Origin of the sequence: Bradyrhizobium cosmicum (assembly GCF_007290395.2) — a bacterium.
Taxonomy (GTDB): domain Bacteria; phylum Pseudomonadota; class Alphaproteobacteria; order Rhizobiales; family Xanthobacteraceae; genus Bradyrhizobium; species Bradyrhizobium cosmicum.
Window position 1 is genome coordinate 6,349,273 of record NZ_CP041656.2, and the last position, 25,829, is coordinate 6,375,101.

The following is a 25,829-nucleotide window of genomic DNA, read 5'->3' on the forward strand; positions in this document are numbered from 1 at the left end:
ATCCCCTCGAATCAACAATGATGTTAGGGTCATGCCGCTTGGGGGAGCATGAGGCGTAACGGGTTCGCACAGCAGCCCGTGTTTTCCCGGGGTGAGGCAGTCAGCTCTTTGAGGCGTAACGCGCGGCATGATTCGCATTTCGACGATCTTCATCGCCATCTGCATGGTTCTGGTCGCGGCCTCGCTCGGGCTCGTCCTCTACTCGGTTGCCGGCATCAGCGGAACCGAATCCGCGATCGTGGCACTGACCGCGCTGACCTTCCTGATCCTGTACAACGCGGTGTCGATGCGGCTGCGCGATCGGAACGACGTCGGCGGTCAGATCGCCGACCTCTCGCGCGGCACCGCCGACCTCGCCCGTCAGGTCGCCGAGTTCGGCCGACGGCTGGCTGCGATCGAGGGGCGCATCGCCTCGTCCAATTCGACCAACACCGACCGCATCCAGTCGGTGGCGGGCGAGATTAACGAGCTCGGCGGGCTCGTCAGGCAGCTCGCGACCACCGTGTCGGCCCATGAGGATCTTCTGGCGGGCAACGCACCCGTCACCTCTCCTGCTCCCGCTCCGGTCCCGATGCCGGAACCTGAGGCGCCGATCGACCTGATTGCAACGTCCGAGGAGCGCGCGCTTGCGCCTCCCCCGCTCCCGGCAGCGGCACCGCGGCCGACGCCGCCAGCGGTTCAGACCAAGACCGCCAACGCGGTTCAGGCGGTCGACGGACGCAACCAGACCCAGATGCTGGCGACGCTGCGCAACGCGATCGACGAGAACCGCATCGACATCTTCCTGCAGCCGATGGTGACGCTGCCGCAGCGCAAGGTGCGGTTCTACGAGGCGGTAACGCGGGTACGTGACGGTCGCGACCAGTTGATTGCCGCCGAGGAGTTCATCAGCATCGCCGAGGCCTCGGGGCTGATCGGGCGCATCGACAACATGGTGATGCTGCGCTGCGTGCAGGTGCTGCGCCGCCTGATGGTGCGCAACAAGGATGTCGGCGTATTCTGCAACGTCGCGGCCTCCACGCTCGGCAATTCGACCAGCTTCGCGCAGTGCCTCGACTTCCTCGAAGCCAACCGGGCACTGGCGCCGTCGCTGGTGCTGGAGTTCAAGCAATCGACCTTCCGCAATCTCGGCCCGGCGGAAACCGAGAATCTCGCAGCTCTCGCCCAGCGCGGCTTCCGCTTCTCGATCGACCACGTCACGGATCTGCGCATCGAGCCGCGCGAGCTCGCCGACCGCGGCGTGCGCTTCATCAAGGTGCCGGCCTCGCTCCTGCTCGACCCCAGGCAGGCCTCGACCTCGGACATCCACCCCTCCGACCTCTCCGATCTGCTCGGCCGCTTCGGCATCGACCTAATCGCCGAGCGCATCGAAGGCGAGCGCGCGGTGGTCGATTTGCTCGACTATGACGTGCGGTTCGGCCAGGGCTTCCTGTTCGCGCCGCCCCGGCCATTGCGGCCGGAAGGGGCATCTGCTACCGGCGGGGCCGCGCCGAACCAGGTGCAGGACACTCAGGGATCCAATGGCTCCGCTCCCCCCAGCCCAGGTGCGACGTCTTCAGCACCTCCAGCCCAACGCATCACCACCGGCAGCGCCGCTCTCGCGCGGCGTATCTGATCGGCCGCGCGCATCATGACGACGCTGCATTTTGCCGAAAGCCTGCGCGAGCTCGTGGGCGATGTGGACGTCGTGCTCAGCGACATCTGGGGCGTGGTCCATAACGGCCTGGAATCCTTCCCGGAGGCCTGCGAGGCGCTGCACACCTATCGCAGCCGTGGCGGTACGGTGATCCTGATCACCAATGCGCCGCGCCCGGCGGATTCGGTACAGCGGCAGCTCCGCAAGCTCGGCGTCGCGGACGAGACCTATGATGCCATCGTCTCGTCCGGCGACCTGACGAGGCTCTATGTCGCCGAGCATCCCGGCCGCAAGATGTTCTGGCTCGGGCCCGAACGCGACAACTCGATCTATCGCGGCCTGGATGCGGTGACCGCGCCGCTGGAAGAGGCCGACTATATCGTCTGCACCGGGCTCTACGACGACGAAACCGAGACGGCGGAAGACTATCGCGGCATGATGCTGCAGGCGCGCGAGCGCAAGCTGACGCTGGTCTGCGCCAACCCCGATATCGTGGTCGAGCGCGGCGACCGGCTGATCTATTGCGCCGGCGCGATTGCCGAACTCTATCGCGAGATCGGCGGCGAGGTGATCTTCTACGGCAAGCCGCATCGGCCGATCTACGAGCGCGCGATGGCGCTCGCCGGCGAGCGCCAGGGCCACCCGATCGACCGGAAAAAGGTGCTGGCGATCGGCGATTCCGTCCGCACCGACCTGACCGGGGCGCGCGAATTCGGTATCGACTGCCTGTTCGTCACCCGCGGCATCCATGCCGAGGAGTTCGAGGGGCTCGACCAGCTCGACCCGGCATCGGTGATGGAATTGTTCGGCCACCCGCCGAAGGCGCTGATGCGCGAACTGAAGTGGTGAGGGTGGAGCTCTCAGCGACTCAGGCTTAGACGAATTGCCAAGCTCCAGACGCCGTCATGGCCGGGCCTGACCCGGCCATCCACGTCTTGCTTCCAGCATCAAGAACGTGGATGCCCGGGACAAGCCCGGGCATGACGTTCCAAATAGAAAATGATTGTCCGGCGAAGAGCGCGCTTACGCGCTCGCCATGTCCGGGAAAACCGCCTCGATCTTGGTCTTCAGCGTCGCCGCGTTGAACGGCTTGACGATGTAGTTGTTCACGCCGGCCTTCTTGGCCGCGATCACGTTCTCGGTCTTCGATTCGGCCGTGATCATGATGAAGGGCGTGGTGGCGAGGTTCGGATCCGCGCGCACTTCGCGCAGCAAATCGTAGCCCGTCATCGGCTCCATGTTCCAGTCGGAGATCACGAGGCCGTACTTCTTGCCGCGCATCTTGTTCAGCGCCGCCGAACCATCGCTGGCATCATCGATATTCTCGAAGCCAAGCTGCTTCAGCAGATTCCTGATGATACGGATCATGGTGCTGTAGTCGTCAACCACCAGAACCGACATCGACAAATCAACCGCCATCTCGACTCCCCCAACGCAAACCAGGAATGTTACAATCAGAACCCGCCAGCTCTAGCCCCGCGGTTCCACGTTTCAAGCACTAGCACCAAGGCGTTAAACAGCGCGTTAATCGCGGGCGCCCTCGAAGTACTGAAATCGCATTCAATGCGGCCGCCCCTCCCGCTTGACTTCATCCAGCCGGTCAAGCCACGGTCCGCGAAGGTCCTGCCGCTTCGAGAATTCCCCTGATGGCCCAGCATTTTACCGTTATTCGCGACACCACGCCGGATTCCGCGATTTTAAGGGGCGCCGTGGTCGCGATGGGCAATTTCGACGGCGTTCATCTCGGCCATCGCGCGGTGATCGCGGCGGCCCTGGAAATGGGCAGAGCGCATGGCCGTCCTGCACTGGCGTTGACCTTCGAGCCGCATCCGCGCCGGTTTTTCAGCCCGAACACACCCCAATTCCGCCTGACGGACGAGCCGGCGAAGCTGCGGCTGCTGGCCGGCACCGGGCTTGCCGGCGCCGTGGTCATGACCTTCGACAAGGCGCGGGCCGGCACCAGTGCGCAAGACTTCATTCACCATGACCTGATCGGACGTCTGGGTGTCAGCGGCATAGCGGTCGGCTACGACTTCCATTTCGGCAAGGGACGGGTCGGCTCGCCGAGCCTGCTCGCCGACGAGGCACCCCGGCTCGGCATCGAGGTCGACGTGCAGCCGCATGTCGACATCGACGAGCGGCCGGTCTCCTCCAGCGCCATCCGGATCGCACTCGCCGAAGGCCAGATCGACGAGGCCACCACCATGCTGGGCGCCCCCTGGTTCATCACCGGCGAAGTGATCCACGGCGAGAAGCGCGGCCGCGACCTCGGCTATCCCACCGCCAACATCCGCCTCGATGCCAATTGCGGCCTCAAGCACGGCATCTACGCGGTGCGGGTCGGGCGCGGCGCCGAGCGGCTGGACGGGGTGGCAAGCTTCGGCCGCCGCCCGACCTTTGATAATGGCGCGCCCCTGCTGGAAATCTTCCTGTTCGACTTCAAGGGCGACCTCTACGGCCAGGCACTCGACTGCGCCTTCGTCGGCTTCATCCGCGAGGAGCTGAAATTCGACAATCTGGAGGCCCTGATCCGCCAGATGGACGACGATTCCATCCGCGCCCGCACCATTCTGGCCGCCGCCCCGGACGCCTTTCCGCGGCTTGGCGCCGTTGATTGAGGCCGAAAGACCGGCCCGCCGGGCCTTTGCGCTTCCCCCGGCCGGCTGCTATGGAGGGCCATGTTTGCGCGGCGCATCATAGGGATTAGCGGCCCGGCTTCCGCCTGAGCTTTCGGCTCGGCGCAAGACCGGGATTTCGTCGTTCCGCCCCGCGATTCCGCATCGCCATCCGTTTCCGCGCCATTCCGAGCCAGTCAGCATCATGTCCGAAAAGCCGCAAAAGTCCGACGCCAAAGACTATTCGAAGACCCTGTTCCTGCCGCAGACGGAATTCCCGATGCGCGCCGGCCTGCCGCAGCGCGAGCCGGAGATCCTGAAATACTGGAACGACATCGGCCTCTACGACAAGCTGCGCAAGGAAGCCGAGGGCCGCGCCAAGTTCGTGCTGCATGACGGCCCGCCCTACGCCAACGGCAACATCCATATCGGGCACGCCCTGAACAAGATCCTCAAGGACGTCGTGACCAAGAGCCAGCAGATGCTCGGCTACGATTCCAATTACGTGCCCGGCTGGGACTGCCACGGCCTGCCGATCGAATGGAAGATCGAGGAGGAGAATTACCGCTCCAAGGGCAAGCAGAAGCCGGACTTCCGCGACTCCGCCGCGATGGTGGCGTTCCGTAAAGAGTGCCGCGCCTATGCGACGCACTGGATCAACGTCCAGCGCGAGGAGTTCAAGCGGCTCGGCATCATTGGCGACTGGGATCATCCCTACCAGACGATGAGCTATCCCGCCGAGGCGCAGATCGCTCGCGAACTGATGAAGTTCGCGGCCAACGGCACGCTCTATCGCGGCTCCAAGCCGGTGATGTGGAGCGTGGTCGAGAAGACCGCGCTTGCGGAGGCCGAGGTCGAGTATGAGGACCACACCTCCGACACGGTGTGGGTGAAGTTTCCCGTCACGTCTCCGGCACATGGCGCGCTCGCCTCGGCCAGCGTCGTGATCTGGACCACCACGCCATGGACGCTGCCTGGCAACCGCGCCATCTCGTTCTCGCCGAAGATCGCCTACGGCCTCTATGAGGTGACGGAATCGCCCGCAGACAATTGGGCGAAGACCGGCGATCTGCTGATCCTGGCCGATGCACTAGCCGACGGCGTGTTCAAGCAGGCCCGCGTCACCGCTTTCAAGAAGGTGCGCGACATCCCGGCCGACACGCTCGATGCGGTGGAATGCGCGCATCCGCTGAAAGGCGTCGGCGGCGGCTACGAGTTCACGGTCCCACTGCTTCCTGGCGATCACGTCACCGACGACACAGGCACCGGCTTCGTGCACACCGCGCCCGGTCACGGTCGCGAAGACTTCGACGTCTGGATGGCCAATGCGCGAGAACTGGAAGCACGCGGCATCAACACCACCATCCCCTACACCGTCGACGAAAATGGCGCCCTCACCGACCACGCGCCGGGCTTCACCGGCAAGCGCGTGCTCACCGACAAGGGCGAGAAGGGCGATGCCAACGAGGCCGTGATCAAGGCGCTGATCGAGGCCGGCAAGCTGCTCGCGCGCGGCCGCCTCAAGCACCAATATCCGCATTCCTGGCGCTCGAAGAAGCCGGTGATCTTCCGCAACACGCCGCAATGGTTCATCGCGATGGACAAGGACATCAGCGAGGACGGCCACGCGAAGAAGGGCGACACGCTGCGCGCCCGCGCGCTGTACGCGATCTCGGTCACACAATGGGTACCGCCGTCGGGCGAGAATCGCATCAACGGCATGATCGCCAATCGCCCGGACTGGGTGATCTCGCGCCAGCGCGCCTGGGGCGTCCCGATCGCCGTGTTCGTGCGCGAGAAGGCCGACGGTTCGGCCGAAATCCTGCAGGACGAGATCGTCAACCAGCGCATCACCGAGGCCTTCATGGAAGAAGGCGCCGATGCTTGGTACATGGACGGCGCCCGCGAGCGCTTCCTCGGGTCCCGTGCGGCTGAGGACTGGAAGAAGGTCGACGACATCTGCGACGTCTGGTTCGATTCCGGCTCCACCCACGCCTTCGTGCTCGAGGATCGCCAAAACTTCCCGCAGCTCGGCAACATCGTCCGCAAGGTCGACGGCGGCAGCGACACCGTGATGTATCTCGAAGGCAGCGACCAGCATCGCGGCTGGTTTCACTCCTCCTTGCTGGAAAGCGCAGGCACCCGCGGCCGCGCGCCCTACGACATCGTGCTGACCCACGGCTTCACGCTCGACGAGAACGGCCGCAAGATGTCGAAGTCGATCGGCAACACCGTCGAGCCGCAGAAGGTAATCAAGGATTCGGGCGCGGACATCCTGCGCCTGTGGGTCTGCGCCACCGACTATGCCGACGACCAGCGCATCGGCCCGGAGATCCTGAAGAACACCATCGAGACCTATCGCAAGCTGCGCAACACCGCGCGCTGGATGCTCGGAACGCTGCATCACTTCAAACCGAGCGAGAAGGTCGCCCATGCCGACATGCCCGAGCTCGAGCGGTTGATGCTGCACGAACTGGCCGGGCATGCCGAAACCATTCGCAAGGCCTATGCCGCGTTCGACTACAAGACCGTCGTCGCAAGCCTCTCGGCCTTCATGAACTCCGAGCTGTCCGCGTTCTATTTCGACATCCGCAAGGACACGCTGTATTGCGATCCGCCGTCCTCGGTGGCCCGCAAGGCAGCGCTCACCACGATCGACCTGTTGTGCGACGCCATCCTGAAGTGGCTCGCCCCGATCCTCAGCTTCACGACCGACGAAGCCTGGCGGATGTTCCGGCCGAATGAGGCGCCTTCCGTCCATCTGACCCTCTTCCCCGAGGGCCTCGAACAATTCCGTGACGCAAGGCTCGCCGCGAAATGGGAGATCATTCGCAACGTCCGCCGCGTCGTCACCGGCGCGCTCGAACTCGAGCGTGCGGCCAAGAACATCGGCTCGTCGCTGGAGGCATCGCCGGTGATCTATGTCGCCGACCGCGACATGCTGGCGACGCTGTTCGACATCGATCTCGCCGAAATCTGCATCACCTCGAATTACGAGGTGCGCGAGGGTGAAGCACCGGCATCGGCGTTCCGTCTCGATGCCGTGCCGGGTGTCGCGGTGATCGTCGAGAAAGCGGTCGGCACGAAATGCGCCCGGTCCTGGAAGATCTCGCCGACGGTCGGCGAAGATGCTGAATACCCCGACGTCACCCCGCGCGACGCCAAGGCGCTGCGCGAATGGAAGGCGTTGGGGGTGGGCGTCTGATCCCCGGCCATGGCCCCGCTCCGCGCCGGCATCCTCACGGCCCTGGTCACGCTCGTGGCCGACCAGGCCTCAAAGCTCTGGCTGCTGAACGGGTTCGACCTCGCCCGCAAGGGCGTGGTGACGGTGACGCCGTTCTTCGACCTGGTACTGGCCTGGAACATCGGCATCAGCTTCGGCTGGCTCCAGAACGACAGCCAGGCCGCCCAGATCGCGCTGATGGCGGTCAAGGCCGTTGCGGTGGTCGCCCTCGCCATCTGGATGGTCCGCTCCCACACCCTGCTGGCGACGGTCGCGCTGGGCCTGATCATTGGCGGCGCCATCGGCAACGGCATCGACCGCTTCGCCTATGGCGCGGTGGTCGATTTCGCCCTGTTCCATATCGAGATCGGCGGAAATACCTATAATTGGTACGTGTTCAACCTCGCGGACGTGGCCATCGTTGTCGGGGTGGCGGGGCTATTGTATGATTCCTTCCTGGGGGTACCCGCCGCAAAAGCGCCCTGATCCCGGCCGATACGGGCTGGCAGGTGGAACCTTGCTTTTTGCGAGGGTTGGCCGCGTTTGAGCGGCAAAGAGCAGCTATCTGCCACAATATGGAACAGGTACAGTAATGCGCAGCTCCGAGACCAGCGGTTCGATGGTTCGAGACCCCAAAGCGGGGTTCTGGCGGGCGTTGAAATTGTCCGCTGTCGTGCTCGGCATCGGTCTCGTCATGTCGGCAGGCCCGGTGCGCGCCGGTGACGACGACGAGGACGACGATGGGATGACCTTCGAAGAGAAGATCATTGACAATCTGATGTCCGGCATCGGCGCCAAGAGCATGGAAAAGCCCGGCATCGAATACCGCGAGCGCTCGCCGCTGGTCGTGCCGCCCAAGCTGGACCTGCCGCCGCCCGCGACGCAGGCCAAGAATGCGCCGAACTGGCCCAAGGACCCCGAGGAAAAGCGCCGCAAGGAAGCCATCGCCGCGCGCAAGAAGGCCACCAAGGCCACCGAGAACTGGCAGGCGGCCCAGCCGCTGACGCCCGCCGAGATGAAGGCCGGCGAGGTCGCCGCTGCCCCTCGCACCAGCAACGACCCGATCCAGCCGGGCACCAACGGCAACCCGTCGCTCAGCCCTGCCGAGCTGGGTTTTTCCGGCGGCCTGTGGAATATGATGAGGGGCGTCGGCGGCAAGGGCGAGACCAAGCAGTTCACGACCGAGCCCCCGCGCCAGTCGCTGGTCGAGCCGCCGCCGGGCTACCAGACGCCGTCTCCGAGCTACGCCTATGGCGCTGGAGAGGACAAGTCGCGGCGGACCTATTTCGACATCATGTCGGGCAAGGACAAGGAACAATAGCGTTCCCGCCCTGCCGCGGTATCCTGACCGCAGCGAATCCGGCGCCACCGGCGGATGCACGCCGGGGCGCGATCTAGATTGCCTATCAGTAACTTGCCACCGCGTTGAGTTCTCTGCTTCGTGACGCGAAGCCTCAGCCGCACGGTGTAGCATGCCGTGCCTTTCGAGCCGGACGTCCGGGCTCGGCCTTTCACCAGGGATCATGATGTCCGCTAACCGATCGGTTGCCTGCCTCCTTGCCGCGCTGCTTTCGACGAGTGTCCTGACAGCCGGCGCGGCCCTCGCCCAGACCACGGTGACATCGGCTCCGCCCGCCAGCTTCACGCTCGGCAATGGCATGCAGGTCGTGGTGATCCCGGACCACCGCACGCCCGTGGTCACCGAGATGATCTGGTACAAGGTCGGTTCGGCCGACGAGACGCCGGGCAAGTCCGGGCTCGCGCACTTCCTCGAGCATCTGATGTTCAAGGGCACCTCGAAGCATCCGGTCGGCGAATTCTCACAGACCGTGCTCCGCGTCGGCGGCAACGAGAACGCCTCGACCTCGGTCGACTACACCAATTACTACCAGCGCGTGCCGAAAGAGCAGCTGCCGACCATGATGGAGTTCGAGGCCGATCGCATGACTGGCCTGATCCTCAAGGACGAGAACGTGCTGCCCGAGCGCGACGTCGTGCTCGAGGAATACAACATGCGCGTCGCCAACAATCCGGATGCGCGGCTCAACGAGCAGATCATGGCCGCGCTCTATCTCAATCATCCCTATGGCCGGCCCGTGATCGGCTGGCACCAGGAGATCGAGAAGCTCGACCGTGAGGACGCGCTCGCCTTCTACCGCCGCTTCTACGCGCCGAACAACGCGATCCTGGTCATCGCAGGCGACGTCGAGGCCGCCGACATCCGTCCGCTGGTCGAACGCAATTTCGGCTCGATCCCGGCCCAGCCCGCGATCCCGGCACGCCGCGTCCGCCCGCAGGAGCCGGAGCCGGCCGCGCCGCGCACCGTCACGCTGGCCGATCCCCGCGTCGAGCAGCCAAGCCTGCGCCGCTATTATCTCGTTCCTTCCGCAACCACGGCCGCAGCCGGCGAAAGCGCGGCCCTCGATGTGCTGGCGCAGCTGATGGGCAGCGGCAGCAACTCCTATCTCTACCGCGCGCTCGTGGTCGACAAGCCGCTCGCGGTCTCGGCCAACGCCAGCTATTCGAGCATCTCGCTCGATCCGACCCAATTCGCCGTGTCGGCTTCGCCGAAACCCGGCGTCAGTTTCGCCGAAGTCGAGCAGGTGATCGACGGCGTCATTGCCGACGTGGCGCAGAATCCCATCCGCGCCGAGGATCTGGAGCGGGTCAAGACGCAGCTGATCGCTGAAGCGATCTACGCGCAGGACAATCAGGCGGTGCTGGCGCGCTGGTATGGCGGCGCACTGACGACGGGCCTGTCGATCGAGGACATCCGAAGCTGGCCCGACCGCATCCGTGCCGTCACCGCCGAGCAGGTTCGCACGGCTGCGCAGAAATGGCTCGAGAAGAAGCGCTCGGTGACGGGCTATCTGATCAAGGACACCGGCGCCGCCAAGCGCGAGGAGAAGCGTTCGTGACCTATCCCTTCCTTCGACGCATTGCATTCTCCCTTGCCGCCGGCACCGCGTTCGCGCTCGCGACCGTCTCGCCATCGCAAGCCGCAGCAAAGATCCAGCGCCTGGTCTCGCCTGGCGGCATCGAGGCTTGGTTCGTGCAGGATGCGACCGTGCCGCTGATCGCCATGGAATATTCCTTTGCCGGCGGCTCGTCCCAGGACCCCAGGGACAAGTCGGGTGTCGCCAACCTCGTCGGCGACCTCCTCGACGAAGGTTCCGGCGATCTCGATTCCAAGACCTTCCACGAACGGCTCGACCGCCGCGCCATCGAGCTCAGTTTCAGCACCAGCCGCGATACCTTCCGCGGCAGCCTGCGCATGCTGCGCGACAACAAGGACGAGGCCTTCGACCTGCTCCGGAGCGCCCTGACCTCGCCGCATTTCGACACCGCCGACGTCGAGCGTATCCGTTCGCAGGTGATCTCGGGCCTGCGCCGCGAGACCACCAACCCGACCTCGCTGGCGAGCCGCAAGTTCCTGGAGGTTGCATTCGGCGACCATCCCTACGGACGGCAGACCAACGGCACGCTCGACAGCGTGCCGACCATCACGGTCGCCGACATGAAGGATTATGTCGGCCGCGTGCTCGCCAGGGACACCTTGAAGATCGCGGTCGTCGGCGACGTCGATCCGGCCACGCTCGGCAAGCTGCTCGACCACACCTTCGGCAGCCTGCCCGCCAAGGCCAACCTCACGCCGGTCGCTGACGTCGAGGCGGCCAAGCCGCCGCAGCGCGCCTTCGTGCCGCTCGACGTGCCGCAAACCGTCATCACCTTCGGCGGCCCCGGCGTGAAGCGCAGCGATCCGAACTTCATGGCAGCCTATGTCGTCAACCACATTCTCGGCGGCGGCGGCCTCTCCTCCCGGCTCTATCGCGAGGTCCGCGAGAAGCGCGGGCTGGCCTATTCGGTCTTCGAATCGCTGCTCTGGATGGAGCATTCGGCGATCTTCATCGGCAATACCGGCACGCGCTCCGACCGCGCCGGCGACACCATCGACGCCATCGAGAAGGAGGTGCGCCGCATCGCCGAGGAGGGCCCGACACAGAAGGAGCTCGACGAGGCCAAGTCCTACCTCAAGGGCTCGCAGATGCTGGCGCTCGACACCTCCTCCAAGCTGGCGCAGGCGCTGCTGCAATATCAGCAGGACAAGATGCCGATCGACTACATCGAGAAGCGCAACGCCATCGTCGATGCCGTGACGCTCGATGACGCCAAGGCGGCCGCCAAGCGGCTCTGGGGCCAGGGCCTCCTGACCGTCGTCGTCGGCCGCGCCCCGCAGGCCGCCGCGCAGCCGGCAGCAGCACCGGCGACGAAGTCCAACTGACGACCCTTAGGTTTCCTGAAATGGCCGGGCTCGCCCGGCCATTTGCGTTTGGCATGGGCGCCATTGCCGAATGGTGACGTCCGGGATATGTCCGGACATCACGAATGGTGTTCCCATGCTGCGGATATCCCGCGATCTCGTCATCGACGAGGACGACATCGAGATCGGCTTTGTTCGCGCCTCGGGCCCCGGCGGCCAGAACGTCAACAAGGTCGCGACCTCGGCGCAACTGCGCTTCGACACCCGCAAGCTGACCTTGCCGGAGGATGCCGCACTGCGCCTTGCCCGTCTCGCAGGCCAGCGCATGACCAAGGACGGCGTCATCGTGATCCAGGCTCAGCGCTTCCGCACCCAGGAGCGCAACCGGCAGGATGCGATCGACCGCCTCACCGAGATCCTGAGCGAGGCGATGATACGGCCGAAGCCGCGACGTGCGACAAAGCCGACCTTCGGCTCCAAGCAACGCCGCCTCGAGGGCAAGAAGCGCCGCAGCGATATCAAGTCGAAGCGCGGCGGACATTTCGACGATTGATCGCGGCAGTCGATCGCACCGCAGATCGGTGCGAGGCACATCGGACGCTTCACGTTTGTTCCCATCCAAAACAGCCCGCTACTACCACCGCATGTTTGGCGGCGCCTAGAGTTTGCGCACGCTGAATTTGACGTGGATGGGCGAGCTTTTGGCGATGCGCGCGGTCGTGCTGGGATTGTGCACTGCAGTGATGCTGGTGGTGCGGGTTGCCGGCGCGCAGATGCCATTGCCGGCCGCAAAGCCGCCGGATGGTGCGACGCTGTTCAAGCAGCAATGCGCCGTGTGCCACACGTTGAGTTCGTCGGAGCCGATGCGACAAGGCCCGCCGCTGGTCAAGGTCGTCGGGCGGCCCGCCGGTAAGGTCGAGGGCTTTCGCTATTCCGAGAACCTCGCCAAAGCCGACTTCGCCTGGGACGAGACGAAGCTCGACGCCTGGCTGACCAATCCGCAAGCCGTCATTCCCGGCGTGGTCATGGTCTACCGGCAGGCCAAGCCGGAGACGCGCGCCGCCATCATCGCCTTTCTGAAGGAGCAGAACTGAATGGCAAAGCCTGTTCATTCCATGATCCGCGTGTCCGACGAGGCACGTTCGCTTGACTTCTACAGACGCGCCTTCGGCCTCGAGGTCGCCGACCATCTGAAATTTCCCGATTTTGCCCTGATCTACCTGCGTCACCCCTCGTCACCTTTCGAGGTGGAGTTGACGGTCAATTTCGATCGCAAGGAGCCTTACGCGCTCGGTGACGGCTACGGCCACCTCGCAGTGGTGGTCGAGGATCTCGATGCCGAACATGCCCGCTTCGAGCGCGAGAAGCTGGCGCCGGGTCCGCTGCGCGACTTCAAGCACGACGGCAGGACGCTGGCACGCTTCTTCTTCGTCAGCGATCCCGATGGCTACAAGATCGAGGTGATCCAGCGGGGCGGACGTTTCAACTAGCCAAAATCAAAAAACCAAAATTAACGGAGGAAACCATGAGAGAAGTCGATCGTCGAAGCAAGCACAGCCGCCGCGTCTTTCTCAAGGGCGCGGCGGCCGCAGTGCCGGTCGCCGCCGTCGCGACCGGCGTCACCGTCAACATCGAAGACGCCTGGGCCGATGAGGCCGGCACGCTGTCACCGGCGACGATGAAGACACTGCTGAAGGTCGCGCGCGACATCTATCCGCACGATGTGCTCGGCGACAGCTACTACATCACCGCGATCAAGCCGTGGGACGGCAAGGCGGCCAAGGATCCCGCCGTCAAGTCGCTGATCAGCGACGGCGTCACGCGGCTCGATCAGAATGCGCGGGATCGCCACAAGGTGCCCTACGCCGAGGTGCCGTGGGAAACCGATCGCGTCGTGCTGCTGAAGGAGATCGAGCAGAGCGACTTCTTCCAGAAGGTGCGCGGCGACCTCGTCGTCTCGCTCTACAACCAGAAAGAGGTCTGGCCGCGGTTCGGCTACGAGGGCTCCTCCGCCGAACACGGCGGCTACATCAACCGCGGCTTTGCCGACATCGACTGGCTGCCCAAGGCTTAAGGGCCACCCCAACGGTTCAGGAGAACGCATATGGCAAAATTCGATCTGAACGACTCCAGCGTTGTGGTGATCGTCGGCTCCGGCGCCGGCGGCGGCACGCTGGGCAACGAGCTCGCGCAGAAGGGCGTCAAGGTGGTCATCCTCGAGGCCGGGCCGCGCATCGAGAACCAGGACTTCGTCAACGACGAGTGGGAGAGTTTTTCCCAGCTCGCGTGGACCGATGCGCGCACCACGTCGGGCAATTGGCGCGTCGCGAAAGACTTCTCGGGTCTTCCGGCCTGGATCGTCAAGGCGGTCGGCGGCTCGACCACGCACTGGGCCGGCGCGTCGCTGCGCTTCGACGAGCATGAGTTCAAGGTGAAGAGCACCTATGGCAACATTGCCGGCGCCAACCTGCTGGACTGGCCTGTGACGCTGGCGGAGATCGAGCCGTGGTACGCCAAGGCCGAGAACAAGATGGGCGTGACCCGCACCAACGGCATTCCCGGACTTCCCGGCAACAACAATTTCAAGGTGCTGGAGGCCGGCGCGAAGAAGCTCGGCTACAAGACCGTGCACACCGGCAACATGGCGATCAACAGCCAGCCGCGCGACGGCCGCGGCGCCTGCCAGCAGATCGGCTTCTGCTTCCAGGGCTGCAAATCCGGCGCGAAATGGTCGACGCTCTACACCGAGATCCCCAAGGGCGAGGCGACCGGCAATCTCGAGGTGCGGCCGGGCAGCATGGCGATCAAGATCGAGCACGACGCCAGCGGCAAGGTCACCGGCGTGGTCTACGCCGACGAGGCCGGTGCAATGCAACGCCAGAAGGCACGTATCGTCGCGGTGGCCGGCAACTCGATCGAAAGCCCGCGGCTGCTGCTCAACAGCGCCTCGACCATGTTCCCCGACGGCCTCGGCAACTCCTCGGGCCAGGTCGGCCGCAACTACATGCGGCACATGACCGGCAGCGTCTACGCCGTGTTCGAGAAGTCAGTGCACATGTATCGCGGCACCACCATGGCCGGCATCATCCGCGACGAGGCCGCCAACAACCCGAAGCGCGGCTTCGTCGGCGGCTATGAGATGGAGACGCTGTCGCTCGGACTGCCGTTCATGGCGGCATTCCTCAATCCCGGCGCCTGGGGCCGCCCGTTCACCGCAGCACTCGACGGCTATCCCAGGATGGCCGGCATGTGGCTGGTCGGCGAGGACATGCCGCAGGAGACCAACCGCATCACGCTCGATCCCGTCGTGAAGGACAAGTTCGGACAGCCGGTCGCAAGCGTGCATTTCGACGATCATCCCAACGATCTTGCGATGCGCGCGCATGCCTACAAGCAGGGGGCGGCGGTCTACGACGCCGTCGGTGCTACCGTGACCTATCCGACGCCGCCTTATCCGAGCACGCACAATCTCGGCACCAACAGGATGAGCGAGAAGCCGCGCGACGGCGTCGTCAACAAGTTCGGGCAAAGCCACGACGTCAAGAACCTGTTCGTCTCCGACGGCAGCCAGTTCACCAGCGGCGCGGCCTGCAACCCGACGCTGACCATCGTCGCGCTGGCGATCCGGCAGGCGGACTACATCGCCGGGGCGATGCAGAAGAAGGAGATTTGATCTTACGTTGCCTACGCGCTCGCCGGGACCACGTTGAGGAGGATTGCGTATCCACACTCACGGTGTCGTCCCGGCGAACGCCGGGACCCATAACCACAGGGAGCAGTTTGACGAAGTCCAAGCGTTCGGTACTCAGATCACCTACGCCCGATAGGTTCCTCGGTATGGGTCCCGGCGTTCGCCGGGACGACATCGAGAATGCGGATGCTGGCTCTCGCGGTTGGGGCTATTCGGCCGCATCGAGGATAGGCGCCTTGAACTGCTGCACCGGTGCCATCGTCTTCGATCGATAGATCAGGCAGGAGCACCTCAGCAGCGAGGCAAAATTGTTGACCTCGCCGTGATGGTCGAGCACTTCGTTATAGAGCGTGGTCAGGAACTTGCCGACGCTCATGTTCTCCTTGGCCGCGATTTCCTCCAACGTGTCCCAGAACGCCATTTCCAGCCGGATCGACGTGCAGTGTCCGCCGATCCGCAGAGAGCGGGTCTGGGATTCGTAGTCGCGTTGGGGCTGATGCGCGAAGAGATGGCACATGGCGTCCTCCCGTCCTGTTGCCGTTTTTTCGCGATGCTACACCGCGGCCCGGCGGCTCACAATCGGGACCGAGGGAGACGAGCGGATCGCGTGTGGGGAAGGATTTTCGCGAACGTCCAATATCTTCAATGTGATAGATGCCGTTCTTCCCCAGCCCGGTACGTTCCTGTTGCCCAACACATGCTTTTGACGCAACACAGCCTAGAATAGCGCTGCAGCGAATCCCAATCGAGCCCAAGATCGAGTTAATGCCCGTCCGCCAGCTTCCAGAACAGGTCGTCAACCGCATCGCCGCCGGCGAGGTGGTCGAGCGCCCGGCGAGCGTGGTCAAGGAACTGGTCGAGAACGCGATCGATGCCGGGGCGAGCCGGATCGACGTCTTCACCGATGGGGGCGGCCGCCGCCGCATCGGCATCACCGACGACGGCAGCGGCATGACCGCGAAGGACCTCGCGCTCGCGGTCGAGCGCCATGCCACCTCCAAGCTCGACGACGAGGACCTGCTGCAAATCCGCACCCTCGGGTTCCGCGGCGAGGCGCTGCCATCTATCGGCTCCGTGGCGCGGCTTTCCATCACGACGCGGCATGCCAGCGAGCCGCATGCCTGGGCGCTCACCGTCGAGGGCGGCGAGAAGTCCGAGATCATGCCGGCGGCGCTGGCCCATGGCACCCGCGTCGAGGTCAACGATCTCTTTTATGCGACGCCGGCGCGGCTGAAATTCCTGAAGACCGACCGCACCGAGGCGGAAGCCATCCGTGAGGTGGTGCGACGCCTGGCGATGGCGCGGCCGGACGTCGCCTTCACGCTCGCGGGCGAGGAGCGCGCACCGGTGACCTGGGCCGCTGCATTGCCCGGCGCCGCCGGGCGGCTGACGCGGCTCGGCGACATTCTCGGCGCCGAGTTTAGCAGCCACGCCATCGAGGTCCATGCCGAGCGCGAGGGCGTCGTGGTCGCCGGCTATGCCGCAGCGCCGGCGCTGACCAAGGCGAATGCGCTCGGGCAATATCTCTTCGTCAACGGCCGCCCGGTGCGCGACAAGCTGATCCTGGGCGCGGTGCGCGGGGCCTATGCCGACTATCTGCCGCGCGACCGCCATCCGGTGCTGGCGCTGTTCGTCACGCTCGATCCGCGCGAGGTTGACGCCAACGTGCATCCGGCCAAGACCGAGGTGCGCTTCCGCAATTCCGGCCTCGTCCGTGCGTTGATCGTGCACGGATTGAAGGAGGCGCTGGCGCGCGAGGGGCGGCGCACCGCCGCCAACAGCGGCGAGAGCGCATTGTCCTCGTTCCGGCCCGCCTTCACGCCGCGCCCTGCAAGCTGGGACTGGCGGGCCTCGCCATCCGCCCCGGTCGCACCGATGCCGTCATTCGACGGCAGCGCCGCGCCCGCCTTTGCCGAGCGCGCGCAGGCTGCGTTCGATGTCGGTGGGCCCAGCGCTGACATCAGGTTCGAGACGCAGCCGGTAGCCGACCTCGTCGACCGTCCGCTCGGCGCGGCGCGGACCCAGATCCACGAGACCTACATCGTCTCGCAGACCCGCGACGGCCTGATCATCGTCGACCAGCATGCCGCGCATGAGCGCATCGTCTACGAGCGGCTGAAGGCCTCGCTGGCCGCTAACGGCGTGCAGCGGCAGATCCTCTTGATCCCCGAGATCGTCGAGATGGACGAATCCACGGTGGAGCGCCTGCTGGAGCGCAGCGAAGAGCTCGCCTCGTTTGGCCTTGCCATCGAATCCTTCGGCCCCGGTGCGGTCGCGGTGCGCGAGACGCCGTCGCTGCTCGGCAAGACCAATGCGGGCGGCCTGCTCCGCGACCTCTCCGAGCACATGGCCGAATGGGACGAGGCGCTGCCGCTGGAGCGCCGCCTGATGCATGTCGCCGCCACCATGGCCTGCCACGGCTCGGTGCGCGCCGGACGGAGACTGCGTCCGGAAGAGATGAATGCGCTGCTCCGCGAGATGGAGGAGACGCCGAACTCCGGCCAATGCAATCACGGCCGTCCGACCTATGTCGAGCTGAAGCTGAGCGATGTGGAGAAGCTGTTCGGGCGGCGGTGAGATTGGAATCTGCGTAGGGTGGGTCAGCGCAGCGTAACCCACCACTTCTGCCACCGCGGAGATCAAAGAGGGGGGTTACGCCTTCGGCTAACCCACCCTACACACCGAGTTCGAGACTACGGCTTCTTCAAAAACACGAATTCCGTATCATCGTACGCGCGCCGCTCCAGTTCCTCGAAGCCCTCAGGCGCCGCGAACTGCGCGGCCTTCGCCTCTTCCACCACCAGCAGCGCACCCGGCGTCAGCCAGCCGCCGTCGCGCAAGCTCGCCAGCGCCTTCTCCGCAAGACCCTTGCCGTAGGGCGGATCGAGGAACACCAGCGAGAATGGCTCGACCGGATGCGCCGGGCCGAGGTCGGCCGCATCGCGGCGGTAGACTTTCGTCACCCCGCCAAGGCCGAGCGACTCGACATTGTTACGCAGCAAAGCGCGCGCTTCCGCGCCGTTGTCGACGAACAGCACGAACTTCGCACCGCGCGAGGACGCCTCGATGCCGAGTGCGCCGGTGCCGGCGAATAGATCGAGCACGCGCGCGTCCTGGATCGGATCCTCATAGGCGTGCACGAGGATGTTGAACACGGACTCGCGCAGGCGGTCCGCCGTGGGGCGGATGTCACGCGAGGACGGTGAGGCCAGATTGCGCCCCTTCAAACGACCGCCGACGACGCGCATCTAGATGTCTCCGTCATGCCCGGGCTCGTCCCGGGCATCCACGTTCTTCAGCCGTGGACGCAAGCAAGACGTGGATGGCCGGGTCAAGCCCGGCCATGACGACCTGAGGTAGGGCGTCGGCGTCGTATCAACCATCGGCCTTACTCGCCGTCCTTCGGCGTCAGGTCGCGCTTGCCGTGATAGCCGCGCTTGGGACGGCGCGGCGGACCGTAGCCGCTCGCCTCGGCCTCGTTGCGCTCGCGCGCCTCCTCGCTGCCGGTGCGCTGCACCAGCACGCGGCGGCCCTTGCGGTCGGCGATCACGTCGCGCTTGCTGGCGGGCTTCTTCTCGCGCGGTGCGCCATCGTCGCCGGTCGAGGCGGACTTCTGCGGCACGTCGAACTGCGCGCCCGACTTCTCGATAATCTTGTCGCCGAGCTGGTCACGCAGCACGCGGGACTTGATCTCCTCGACCTCGCCTTCCGGGACCTCGCCGAGCTGGAACGGGCCGTAGGAGACGCGGATCAGCCGGTTCACCTCGAGCCCGAGATGGGCGCAGACGTTGCGAACTTCGCGATTCTTGCCTTCGCGGATCGCGAACACCAGCCAGACATTGGCGCCCTGGTCGCGCTCCAGCGTCGCATCGATCGGGCCGTATTTGACGCCCTCGATCTCGACGCCGTTCTTGAGCTCGTCGAGCTGCGCCTGGGTGACGGCGCCATGGGCGCGGACGCGGTAGCGGCGCAGCCAGCCGGTGTCGGGCAATTCGAGCGTGCGCGCGAGCCCGCCGTCATTGGTGAGCAGCAGCAGGCCTTCGGTGTTGAAGTCGAGCCGGCCGACCGAGATCAGACGCGGGAGGCCTTCGGGCAGATTGTCGAACACGGTCGGACGCCCTTCCGGGTCGTCATGCGTCGTCATCAGGCCGCGCGGCTTGTGGTAGAGGAACAGCCGCGTGCGCTCACGCTCCGGCAACGGCTTGCCGTCGATGGTGACGACGTCGTTCGGCGTGATATCGAGCGCCGGCGAGTTGATGACGCGGCCGTTGACGGTGACGCGGCCCTGCGTGACCATCTCCTCGGCATCGCGCCGCGAGGCGAGGCCCGCGCGCGACAGCACCTTGGCGATGCGCTCGCCGGCCTTCTTCGGCTTCGGTTCTTCTTCCCGGCGCGGCCGGCGATCGAAATCACGATCGCGCTCGCGATAGGCGCCGCGGCCGCCGAACGCGGGGCGCTTCTCGAAGATCCGGCTCTCGTCCTCGTTTTCCCGGCGCGGACGATCGCCGAAGCCACCTTCATTGCGCGGATGCTCGTGCCAGTCGGACCGCCCCTCGGAGCGCTCGCGCGGCCGGCTGAATTTCGGACGGTCGCCGCCGCGCTCACCGCGGTTACCATCGCCGTCGCGACGGGGCCGATCGAACTTGGGCCGATCCCCGTGCGGACGATCGAATTTCGGACGCTCGCGGAACGGACGATCCCCCGAGGGGCGATCGTCGCGCGAACGCTGGAAACGCGGCCGGTCCTCGCCGCCTTCGCGCTTCTGCCAGGGCTTGTCCCCGCCGCGGTCACGACCGCCGAAATCCTTGCCAAATTCCTTGCGCGGCCCGCGATCGGGTGCGCCTCGCGAAAACTTCCGCTCGCCGTCGAACTTGCGCTCCGGACGGTCGCCACGCGGCGCGCGATCACCGCGATCGAAATTCGGGCGATCTCCACGCGGCTTGAAACTGCGCTCGCCACGATCTTCGCGCGGCCCGCGATCCCCACGGTCGCGTTCGCGATCCGGTGCGCCCCGCGAGAACTTCCGCTCGCCGTCGAACTTGCGGTCCGGGCGGTCGCCGCGCGGCGCATAGGGCTTCTTGTCGCCGAACTTCCTGTCACCGGTCCGGCCGGCCGGGCGGGAGTCGTCGCGATCCCGGCGCGGCGGACGGTCGTCACGGCCGTAGGACGGGCGATCACCGCGCGGCTTGAACGGCCGCTTCTCGCCATCGCGCGAGGAGCGATCGGAGAACGGACGGTCGCCACGCGGCTTGAAGCTGCGCTCGCCGCGATCCTCGCGGGGCCGGTCGTCGCGATTGAATTTCGGCCGGTCGCTGAAGTCGCGGCGCGGGGCATCGCCGTCCGCGCGAGGGCGGAACGGACGGTCGCCGCGATCGGTGCGAGGCGGGCGGCTGTCGCCACGGGGCGGGCGGGCGTCGCCCCGGCCCTCGGGGCCGCGCTTGGCGAACTTCTTCTCGGGGCCACGCGGCTTGCCGGATCGGCCCTTCGGCGGGCCGTTCCTGGACGGGCCTCGCCGGCCGCGGGAATCGTTGTCTTTGTCGCTGTCGCGAGGCATGAATGATCTCACTCAGGGGGTGGCCGGAAAGCATTGCGCGCGCTCATTGCGGGCCGCATGCTCAGGCAAATTCGATAAGCACTTCTGCTGAAGGCGCAGCTACTAGCAGGTTTCTTCGGATGATACGAGGCTTGAAAGCCCCCTCTTTCATGGATTTGGCGCTCAAAACGGCCGAAAATGCCGGAAAGGCGGGCGAAGTCCCGATCGGATGCGTGGTGGTCCGCAATTACGAGGTCATCGCCACCGCCGCCAACCGGACCCTGACCGATTACGACCCCACGGCCCATGCCGAGATCGTGGCGCTGCGCGAGGCGGCCAGGAAGATCGGCAGCGAGCGCCTGGTCGACTGCGACCTCTACGTGACGCTCGAGCCCTGCACCATGTGTGCGGGCGCGATCTCCTTTGCAAGGGTGAGGCGGCTCTATTACGGCGCGGCCGATCCCAAGGGCGGCGCGGTGGAGTCGGGCGTGCGGTTCTTCACCTCGCCGACTTGCCACCACGCGCCGGATGTCTATTCCGGGGTCGGGGAGAGCGAGGCGGCGCGTCTGCTCAAGGACTTCTTTCGCGAGCGGCGTTAGGGCGCGAGGAAGAACTCGCGCAGGGCCTTCGCTGTCACATCGGGGTTTTCCTCGGTGAGGAAGTGGCCGGAGTCCACCGGCATGCCCTCGACATTGGTGGCCCATTGCTTCCAGGTGTCGAGCGGCGTCGCGGCGGCTTGGGCGATGCCGGCGTTGCCCCACAGGGCCAGCATCGGCACCGTGATCTTCTTGCCGGCTTCGACATCGGCCTTGTCGAGCTCGTAGTCGAAAGTGGCGCCGGCGCGGTAGTCCTCGCACATCGCGTGGATGCGGGCGGGGTCGCGGAACGGGGCGATGTAGTGCTCGAGCGCGCGCTTGTCGATGGCGTCCAGCGTCTTCGACTTTGTCTGGCTCGCCATCTTGAAGCGCAGGAAGAACTCGCCCTCAGCCGCGATCAGCGTCTCCGGCAATGGGGCGGGCTGGGCCAGAAACGTCCAGTGCCAGATCTTCAGCGCGTAGGCGCGGTTCATCCGCTCCCAGTAATTATAGGTCGGCAGGATATCCAGCACGGCGAGCTTCGACAGCCGGCCGGGATGGTCGAGCGCGAGCCGGTACGACACGCGGCCGCCGCGGTCGTGGCCGGCGAGCGCGAAGTGGACGTGGCCGAGCTGCTCCATCGCCTCGACCATCGCTTTCGCCATCGCGCGCTTGCTGTAGGGGATGTGCAGCGCGTCGCTCTCGGGCATGTCGGACCAGCCATAGCCCGGCAGGTCGGCGATGATCAGCGTGAAGGCGTCGGCCAGCTGCGGCGCGACGCGGTGCCACATCACGTTGGTCTCGGAGAAGCCGTGCAGCAGCAGCAGCGGCGGGCCGCTGCCGCCGACGCGGGCGAAGATGCGGCCGAACGAGGTGTTGATCCACTCGGAGGCGAAGCCGGGATAGAGGTCGGCGAGATCGGACATGGGTTACTCCCACTTGTCGTTCCGGGGGGCCTCAACAAAAGACGTCGAAAACAACCCCATGCACAGTAGCGGTATTATCAGCGGGGCGGCTAACCCCAACAGTTAATTGTGCATTTCCGGGATGTCGAGATCGCTCCGCCCACATCGAGGTTCCGGATCGGCGCCTTGCCGGCGCCGTCCGGAATGACGGGCTCAGAGCTTCGCCTTCTCCGCCTCCACCGCCTGCCAGCCGATGTCGCGGCGGCAAAAGCCCTCCGGCCAGCGGATGCGGTCGACGGCCTGGTAGGCGCGGCGCTGCGCCTCCGTCACGGTCGCGCCCAGCGCGCAGACGTTGAGCACGCGGCCGCCATTGGCGAGGATCGCGCCGTCTTTCGCAACGGTGCCGGCATGGAAGATCTCGGCGCCTTCGACCTTGGCGGCGTCATCGAGCCCCTCGATGCGCGTGCCCTTCTGGTAGTCGCCGGGATAGCCCTTCGCCGCCATCACCACGGTGAGCGCGGCGTCCGGATGCCAGCGCAGATCGAAATTCTTCAGCTGCCCGTCGCAGGCGGCGAGGAACGCCGGCACGATGTCCGACATCATGCGCAGCATCAGCACCTGGCACTCGGGATCGCCGAAGCGGACGTTGAACTCGAACAGTTTTGGGCCCTGCGTCGTCAGCATGATGCCGGCGTAGAGAATGCCGCGGAACGGCGTGCCGCGCTGCTTCATGCCGGCGACGGTCGGCAGGATGATCTTCGCCATGATGGCGTCGTGGACCGCAGGCGTGACCAGCGGCGTCGGCGAATAGGCGCCCATGCCGCCGGTGTTCGGGCCGAGATCGTGGTCGAACACGCGCTTGTGGTCCTGCGCGGAGGCCAGCGGGATCGCGGTCTCGCCGTCGCACAGCGCAAAGAAGCTGATCTCGCGGCCCGCCAGGAATTCCTCGATCACCACTTCCGCGCCGGCCTCGCCGAACGCGCCCTCGAACATCATGGCGATGGCGTCCTCGGCCTCGCGCACGGTCTTGGCGACGACGACGCCCTTGCCGGCGGCAAGACCATCGGCCTTCACCACGATCGGCGCGCCCTGGCTCTGCACATAGGCGCGCGCATCATCGGCATTGGTGAAGCGCTTGTAGGCGCCGGTGGGAATGCCGAACTCGGTGCAGAGCGCCTTGGTGAACCCCTTGGAGCTTTCGAGCTGGGCGGGGATCTTGTTCGGCCCGAACGCCTTGATGCCGGCGGCGGTGAGATCGTCGACGATGCCGGCCGCCAGCGGCGTCTCCGGCCCGACCACCACGAGCTCGACCGCATTGGTCTTGCAGAACGCGATCACGGCGGCATGGTCGGCCACATCGAGCGCCACGCACTCCGCCTCGCGCGCGATGCCGGCATTGCCGGGCGCGCACCAGAATTTGGTCACCAGGGGAGAGGCTGCGATTTTCCACGCCAAGGCATGTTCACGGCCGCCGGAACCGAGGAGGAGAATGTGCATCAGAGGCTCAGAAATGAGGGGTTTGGCTGGAGCGGAGGTCGCACGAATCTGGGTGAGGCTCAAGGGGCTGGACGCCGAACTCACCGCCACTCCGGGGCGCGCCGCTTGCGCGCGACCCGCCGTGCCATGCGCAGACCGGGTTGGCGACGCTCGGCTTTCGGCGAAATAATGAACGTTGCCGAAGCTGCTGCCTGTCCCCAGCCGGTTGCTATGCCGAAAGGTGGTTACCCCTTACAGTCCGCTGAGTTGCTCGCAAGACGTCCATGCCTTCTCGAACCCAGAGACAGCTCCTAGCGCCTGTCTCGGGAGCAGCGCGGTCGGCGTGTCGTCCGGGATCGATATAGGCTGACGGGATCACCCTCAATGCCTCATCATTTAACGTGCCCACCAACTCAACAGCGGCGCGCTTGGCATACCCTTCGATAGCATGGAGGTGCCGTTGGCGGCTGCTGTTCCGCCCCAACTCAAGCACGCGCATGCCCTGATAGATCTTATTAACTATCGGAGGTCCCATCTCCTTGAATAACATCACATTTTTGGAAATAGGCTCAGTCGCGCCGACGCAATGACAAGAGTCTTCGAGAGCCGATGGTGTGCAAATCGAAAGGTCGAACTAATGGATCGGACTTGGTCCGCTGTCTTCGAACGAAAGAGGGCGCTCGCGCATAGGCCACCATCGAGCCGTCAGCAGGTAGTGGCGTGATGCCGCGATGCGGCGAAAATTTGTGTACTATCTGATTGGCTCCGTGGGAGTAGGCAAATCGACAGCAATCTCCAACTTTCGAAATCTTACAACGTACGACGAATGGATCGACGAGCGTCGTTCCGACATGGCTGTCCCAGAGAAGCGTTTGCCTGCTTCACAAAGGAAGAAGCATGTCACGGAGATCAATGTTTGGACAGCTGAGCAGTTTAGAAAGAAGAATCTTGCTCTAGAGAAGAATAGAAGCGGGATACATCTGGTCGATCGATGCCCGCTTGACCCTTTGACGTTCGGAGCAAAGTCGGAGCGGCGAGCAAAAGCGAAGAGTCTTTTGAACACAATTACGGACTCACGCTCACACGCAATTGAGAAGGGCCATCTGATATTTCTCGATGGCGATGTCGGTGACATTCAGCAGCGAAACACCTATAAGCATAAATATTGGACTGAGGCCGAAATCGAAGAACTCATGGGCAACATCGACTCGGTCTACCAAGACGTTCCAAAAACGACAATCTGCACAAGAGGCCGAAGCGCGGCTCAAGTTGCGCGCGAGATGGCGAAAGTGATCTTTCTTGATAACTACTGCGACATCAGTTTGGAAGATCGCCTCGAGCAGTTTGCCGGGGCAGCAAAGTGATGGTTGAGAAGCGAATGCGCGCCTATTTCGCGGCGCCTCTCTTCAATGCAATGGAGAGACGGCACAACTTAGAAATAGTCGAGCATATTGAGGCTTGGCTGAAAGTCTTTTTGCCACAGCGCGATGGCGGCTTATTGACGAAACTCGTTAACGAGGGGATGCCGGTCGATGCAGCTGAACGTCTCGTTTTTGAAACAGATCTGCGCGCAATCGCCGCGGCTGATGTTGTGGTTACAGTCTTGGACGGAGCGCACATCGATGAGGGCGTCGCCTTCGAGGTGGGATTTGCATACGCGCTGGGCAAGCCGTGTGTAGGACTTCAGACTGATGCGCGTCGTCAACTTCCTACCGGTAACAATCCGATGTTGAGCAAGTCTTTGACTGCCGTCTTTCAGGCGGAGCATGATCTATATAATTGGCTACAAGACTTCGCGGCTGGCCGTACGACGCGAACTGATCGATTCGAATTGATGTCGCATCAGTTGTACGGACAACCGACGGCGGACTAGTTGCGCCGCCTTAATAAGGGCACCTCCTAAGAGCCGCTGTG

23 protein-coding genes are annotated in these 25,829 nt (G+C 64.9%); 17 read left to right on the top strand and 6 right to left on the bottom strand.

Annotation, left to right across the window (positions count from 1 at the left end; translation table 11 throughout):
• The first annotated feature begins 127 nt into the window (after positions 1 to 127).
• A complete protein-coding gene (locus tag FNV92_RS30420) occupies positions 128 to 1,615 on the top strand; it encodes an EAL domain-containing protein (protein WP_143843332.1) in 1,488 nt (495 codons plus the stop codon).
• Between the two features lie 15 nt (positions 1,616 to 1,630).
• Positions 1,631 to 2,485 carry a TIGR01459 family HAD-type hydrolase gene (locus FNV92_RS30425; protein ID WP_143843331.1) on the top strand — a complete coding sequence of 285 codons (855 nt, stop codon included), beginning with the start codon at positions 1,631 to 1,633 and terminating at the stop codon, positions 2,483 to 2,485.
• A gap of 174 nt (positions 2,486 to 2,659) precedes the next feature.
• Here the strand turns inward: FNV92_RS30425 and FNV92_RS30430 are convergent, their stop codons facing one another.
• Positions 2,660 to 3,055: a response regulator gene (locus FNV92_RS30430; RefSeq protein ID WP_007596883.1), complete on the bottom strand. Its 396-nt coding sequence runs from the start codon at positions 3,053 to 3,055 to the stop codon at positions 2,660 to 2,662.
• A gap of 227 nt (positions 3,056 to 3,282) precedes the next feature.
• On the opposite strand from FNV92_RS30430, the gene FNV92_RS30435 reads away from it, so the two are divergent.
• The 11 genes from FNV92_RS30435 to FNV92_RS30485 all read left to right on the top strand — a co-directional run bounded on the left by FNV92_RS30435 (position 3,283) and on the right by FNV92_RS30485 (position 15,408).
• Entirely contained in the window at positions 3,283 to 4,254 is a 972-nt protein-coding gene (locus FNV92_RS30435; protein ID WP_143843330.1) for a bifunctional riboflavin kinase/FAD synthetase, read from the top strand.
• 202 nt (positions 4,255 to 4,456) lie between these two features.
• Positions 4,457 to 7,456, top strand: a complete 3,000-nt coding sequence (ileS, locus tag FNV92_RS30440; protein ID WP_143843329.1) for an isoleucine--tRNA ligase — start codon at positions 4,457 to 4,459, stop codon at positions 7,454 to 7,456.
• Positions 7,457 to 7,465: 9 nt separating this feature from the next.
• A complete protein-coding gene (gene lspA / locus FNV92_RS30445; protein ID WP_143843328.1) occupies positions 7,466 to 7,960 on the top strand; it encodes a signal peptidase II in 495 nt (164 codons plus the stop codon).
• Between the two features lie 106 nt (positions 7,961 to 8,066).
• A complete protein-coding gene (locus tag FNV92_RS30450; RefSeq protein WP_015688568.1) occupies positions 8,067 to 8,795 on the top strand; it encodes a hypothetical protein in 729 nt (242 codons plus the stop codon).
• A gap of 202 nt (positions 8,796 to 8,997) precedes the next feature.
• Entirely contained in the window at positions 8,998 to 10,392 is a 1,395-nt protein-coding gene (locus FNV92_RS30455; protein ID WP_416377739.1) for a M16 family metallopeptidase, read from the top strand.
• Positions 10,389 to 11,756, top strand: coding sequence for a M16 family metallopeptidase (locus FNV92_RS30460; protein WP_168213484.1), 1,368 nt, complete (start codon positions 10,389 to 10,391; stop codon positions 11,754 to 11,756). The genes FNV92_RS30455 and FNV92_RS30460 overlap by 4 nt, the downstream gene beginning before the upstream one ends.
• Positions 11,757 to 11,871: 115 nt before the next feature.
• Positions 11,872 to 12,288: an alternative ribosome rescue aminoacyl-tRNA hydrolase ArfB gene (arfB, locus tag FNV92_RS30465; protein WP_143843326.1), complete on the top strand. Its 417-nt coding sequence runs from the start codon at positions 11,872 to 11,874 to the stop codon at positions 12,286 to 12,288.
• A gap of 154 nt (positions 12,289 to 12,442) precedes the next feature.
• Positions 12,443 to 12,829, top strand: a complete 387-nt coding sequence (locus FNV92_RS30470; protein ID WP_186355523.1) for a c-type cytochrome — start codon at positions 12,443 to 12,445, stop codon at positions 12,827 to 12,829.
• Positions 12,830 to 13,225: a VOC family protein gene (locus FNV92_RS30475; protein WP_143843324.1), complete on the top strand. Its 396-nt coding sequence runs from the start codon at positions 12,830 to 12,832 to the stop codon at positions 13,223 to 13,225.
• A 35-nt stretch (positions 13,226 to 13,260) separates the two neighbouring features.
• Positions 13,261 to 13,809, top strand: a complete 549-nt coding sequence (locus tag FNV92_RS30480; RefSeq protein ID WP_015688574.1) for a hypothetical protein — start codon at positions 13,261 to 13,263, stop codon at positions 13,807 to 13,809.
• Between the two features lie 30 nt (positions 13,810 to 13,839).
• The gene (locus FNV92_RS30485) at positions 13,840 to 15,408 is read left to right on the top strand and encodes a GMC family oxidoreductase (protein WP_143843323.1); all 1,569 of its coding nucleotides are present in this window, start codon (positions 13,840 to 13,842) and stop codon (positions 15,406 to 15,408) included.
• A 226-nt stretch (positions 15,409 to 15,634) separates the two neighbouring features.
• On the opposite strand, the gene FNV92_RS30490 is transcribed toward FNV92_RS30485, so the two are convergent.
• Complete coding sequence (locus FNV92_RS30490) at positions 15,635 to 15,943, bottom strand: ribbon-helix-helix domain-containing protein (RefSeq protein ID WP_143843322.1); 309 nt, start codon at positions 15,941 to 15,943, stop codon at positions 15,635 to 15,637.
• Between the two features lie 248 nt (positions 15,944 to 16,191).
• Here FNV92_RS30490 and mutL point away from each other — a divergent pair, with 248 nt between their 5' ends.
• The gene (mutL, locus tag FNV92_RS30495; RefSeq protein ID WP_143843321.1) at positions 16,192 to 18,003 is read left to right on the top strand and encodes a DNA mismatch repair endonuclease MutL; all 1,812 of its coding nucleotides are present in this window, start codon (positions 16,192 to 16,194) and stop codon (positions 18,001 to 18,003) included.
• A 116-nt stretch (positions 18,004 to 18,119) separates the two neighbouring features.
• On the opposite strand, the gene rsmD is transcribed toward mutL, so the two are convergent.
• Positions 18,120 to 18,674: a 16S rRNA (guanine(966)-N(2))-methyltransferase RsmD gene (gene rsmD, locus FNV92_RS30500; protein WP_143843320.1), complete on the bottom strand. Its 555-nt coding sequence runs from the start codon at positions 18,672 to 18,674 to the stop codon at positions 18,120 to 18,122.
• Positions 18,675 to 18,814: 140 nt separating this feature from the next.
• Complete coding sequence (locus FNV92_RS30505; protein WP_168213483.1) at positions 18,815 to 20,980, bottom strand: pseudouridine synthase; 2,166 nt, start codon at positions 20,978 to 20,980, stop codon at positions 18,815 to 18,817.
• A gap of 119 nt (positions 20,981 to 21,099) precedes the next feature.
• On the opposite strand from FNV92_RS30505, the gene FNV92_RS30510 reads away from it, so the two are divergent.
• On the top strand, positions 21,100 to 21,558 hold the full coding sequence (locus tag FNV92_RS30510; protein WP_143843318.1) for a nucleoside deaminase: 459 nt from the start codon (positions 21,100 to 21,102) through the stop codon (positions 21,556 to 21,558).
• Here the strand turns inward: FNV92_RS30510 and FNV92_RS30515 are convergent.
• Positions 21,555 to 22,460 (bottom strand): alpha/beta fold hydrolase, encoded by a 906-nt coding sequence (locus tag FNV92_RS30515; protein ID WP_143843317.1) that lies wholly within the window; start codon positions 22,458 to 22,460, stop codon positions 21,555 to 21,557. The genes FNV92_RS30510 and FNV92_RS30515 overlap by 4 nt on opposite strands.
• Positions 22,461 to 22,652: 192 nt before the next feature.
• Positions 22,653 to 23,936 carry a phosphoribosylamine--glycine ligase gene (gene purD, locus FNV92_RS30520; protein ID WP_143843316.1) on the bottom strand — a complete coding sequence of 428 codons (1,284 nt, stop codon included), beginning with the start codon at positions 23,934 to 23,936 and terminating at the stop codon, positions 22,653 to 22,655.
• A gap of 725 nt (positions 23,937 to 24,661) precedes the next feature.
• On the opposite strand from purD, the gene FNV92_RS30525 reads away from it, so the two are divergent.
• Together FNV92_RS30525 and FNV92_RS30530 are read left to right on the top strand one after the other, a co-directional pair.
• A complete protein-coding gene (locus FNV92_RS30525) occupies positions 24,662 to 25,279 on the top strand; it encodes a hypothetical protein (RefSeq protein ID WP_143843315.1) in 618 nt (205 codons plus the stop codon).
• A gap of 14 nt (positions 25,280 to 25,293) precedes the next feature.
• On the top strand, positions 25,294 to 25,788 hold the full coding sequence (locus tag FNV92_RS30530; RefSeq protein ID WP_143843314.1) for a nucleoside 2-deoxyribosyltransferase: 495 nt from the start codon (positions 25,294 to 25,296) through the stop codon (positions 25,786 to 25,788).
• Positions 25,789 to 25,829: the final 41 nt, after the last annotated feature.

Excerpts from the sequence above, each read along its gene's own strand:
- FNV92_RS30420 (WP_143843332.1), top strand. The coding sequence starts at position 128 with ATGATTCGCATTTCGACGATCTTCATCGCCATCTGCATGGTTCTGGTC.
- FNV92_RS30425 (WP_143843331.1), top strand. The coding sequence starts at position 1,631 with ATGACGACGCTGCATTTTGCCGAAAGCCTGCGCGAGCTCGTGGGCGAT.
- FNV92_RS30430 (WP_007596883.1), bottom strand. The coding sequence starts at position 3,055 with ATGGCGGTTGATTTGTCGATGTCGGTTCTGGTGGTTGACGACTACAGC.
- FNV92_RS30435 (WP_143843330.1), top strand. The coding sequence starts at position 3,283 with ATGGCCCAGCATTTTACCGTTATTCGCGACACCACGCCGGATTCCGCG.
- ileS (WP_143843329.1), top strand. The coding sequence starts at position 4,457 with ATGTCCGAAAAGCCGCAAAAGTCCGACGCCAAAGACTATTCGAAGACC.
- lspA (WP_143843328.1), top strand. The coding sequence starts at position 7,466 with ATGGCCCCGCTCCGCGCCGGCATCCTCACGGCCCTGGTCACGCTCGTG.
- FNV92_RS30450 (WP_015688568.1), top strand. The coding sequence starts at position 8,067 with ATGCGCAGCTCCGAGACCAGCGGTTCGATGGTTCGAGACCCCAAAGCG.
- FNV92_RS30455 (WP_416377739.1), top strand. The coding sequence starts at position 8,998 with ATGATGTCCGCTAACCGATCGGTTGCCTGCCTCCTTGCCGCGCTGCTT.
- arfB (WP_143843326.1), top strand. The coding sequence starts at position 11,872 with ATGCTGCGGATATCCCGCGATCTCGTCATCGACGAGGACGACATCGAG.
- FNV92_RS30470 (WP_186355523.1), top strand. The coding sequence starts at position 12,443 with ATGCGCGCGGTCGTGCTGGGATTGTGCACTGCAGTGATGCTGGTGGTG.
- FNV92_RS30475 (WP_143843324.1), top strand. The coding sequence starts at position 12,830 with ATGGCAAAGCCTGTTCATTCCATGATCCGCGTGTCCGACGAGGCACGT.
- FNV92_RS30480 (WP_015688574.1), top strand. The coding sequence starts at position 13,261 with ATGAGAGAAGTCGATCGTCGAAGCAAGCACAGCCGCCGCGTCTTTCTC.
- FNV92_RS30485 (WP_143843323.1), top strand. The coding sequence starts at position 13,840 with ATGGCAAAATTCGATCTGAACGACTCCAGCGTTGTGGTGATCGTCGGC.
- FNV92_RS30490 (WP_143843322.1), bottom strand. The coding sequence starts at position 15,943 with ATGTGCCATCTCTTCGCGCATCAGCCCCAACGCGACTACGAATCCCAG.
- mutL (WP_143843321.1), top strand. The coding sequence starts at position 16,192 with ATGCCCGTCCGCCAGCTTCCAGAACAGGTCGTCAACCGCATCGCCGCC.
- rsmD (WP_143843320.1), bottom strand. The coding sequence starts at position 18,674 with ATGCGCGTCGTCGGCGGTCGTTTGAAGGGGCGCAATCTGGCCTCACCG.
- FNV92_RS30505 (WP_168213483.1), bottom strand. The coding sequence starts at position 20,980 with ATGCCTCGCGACAGCGACAAAGACAACGATTCCCGCGGCCGGCGAGGC.
- FNV92_RS30510 (WP_143843318.1), top strand. The coding sequence starts at position 21,100 with ATGATACGAGGCTTGAAAGCCCCCTCTTTCATGGATTTGGCGCTCAAA.
- FNV92_RS30515 (WP_143843317.1), bottom strand. The coding sequence starts at position 22,460 with ATGTCCGATCTCGCCGACCTCTATCCCGGCTTCGCCTCCGAGTGGATC.
- purD (WP_143843316.1), bottom strand. The coding sequence starts at position 23,936 with ATGCACATTCTCCTCCTCGGTTCCGGCGGCCGTGAACATGCCTTGGCG.
- FNV92_RS30530 (WP_143843314.1), top strand. The coding sequence starts at position 25,294 with ATGCGCGCCTATTTCGCGGCGCCTCTCTTCAATGCAATGGAGAGACGG.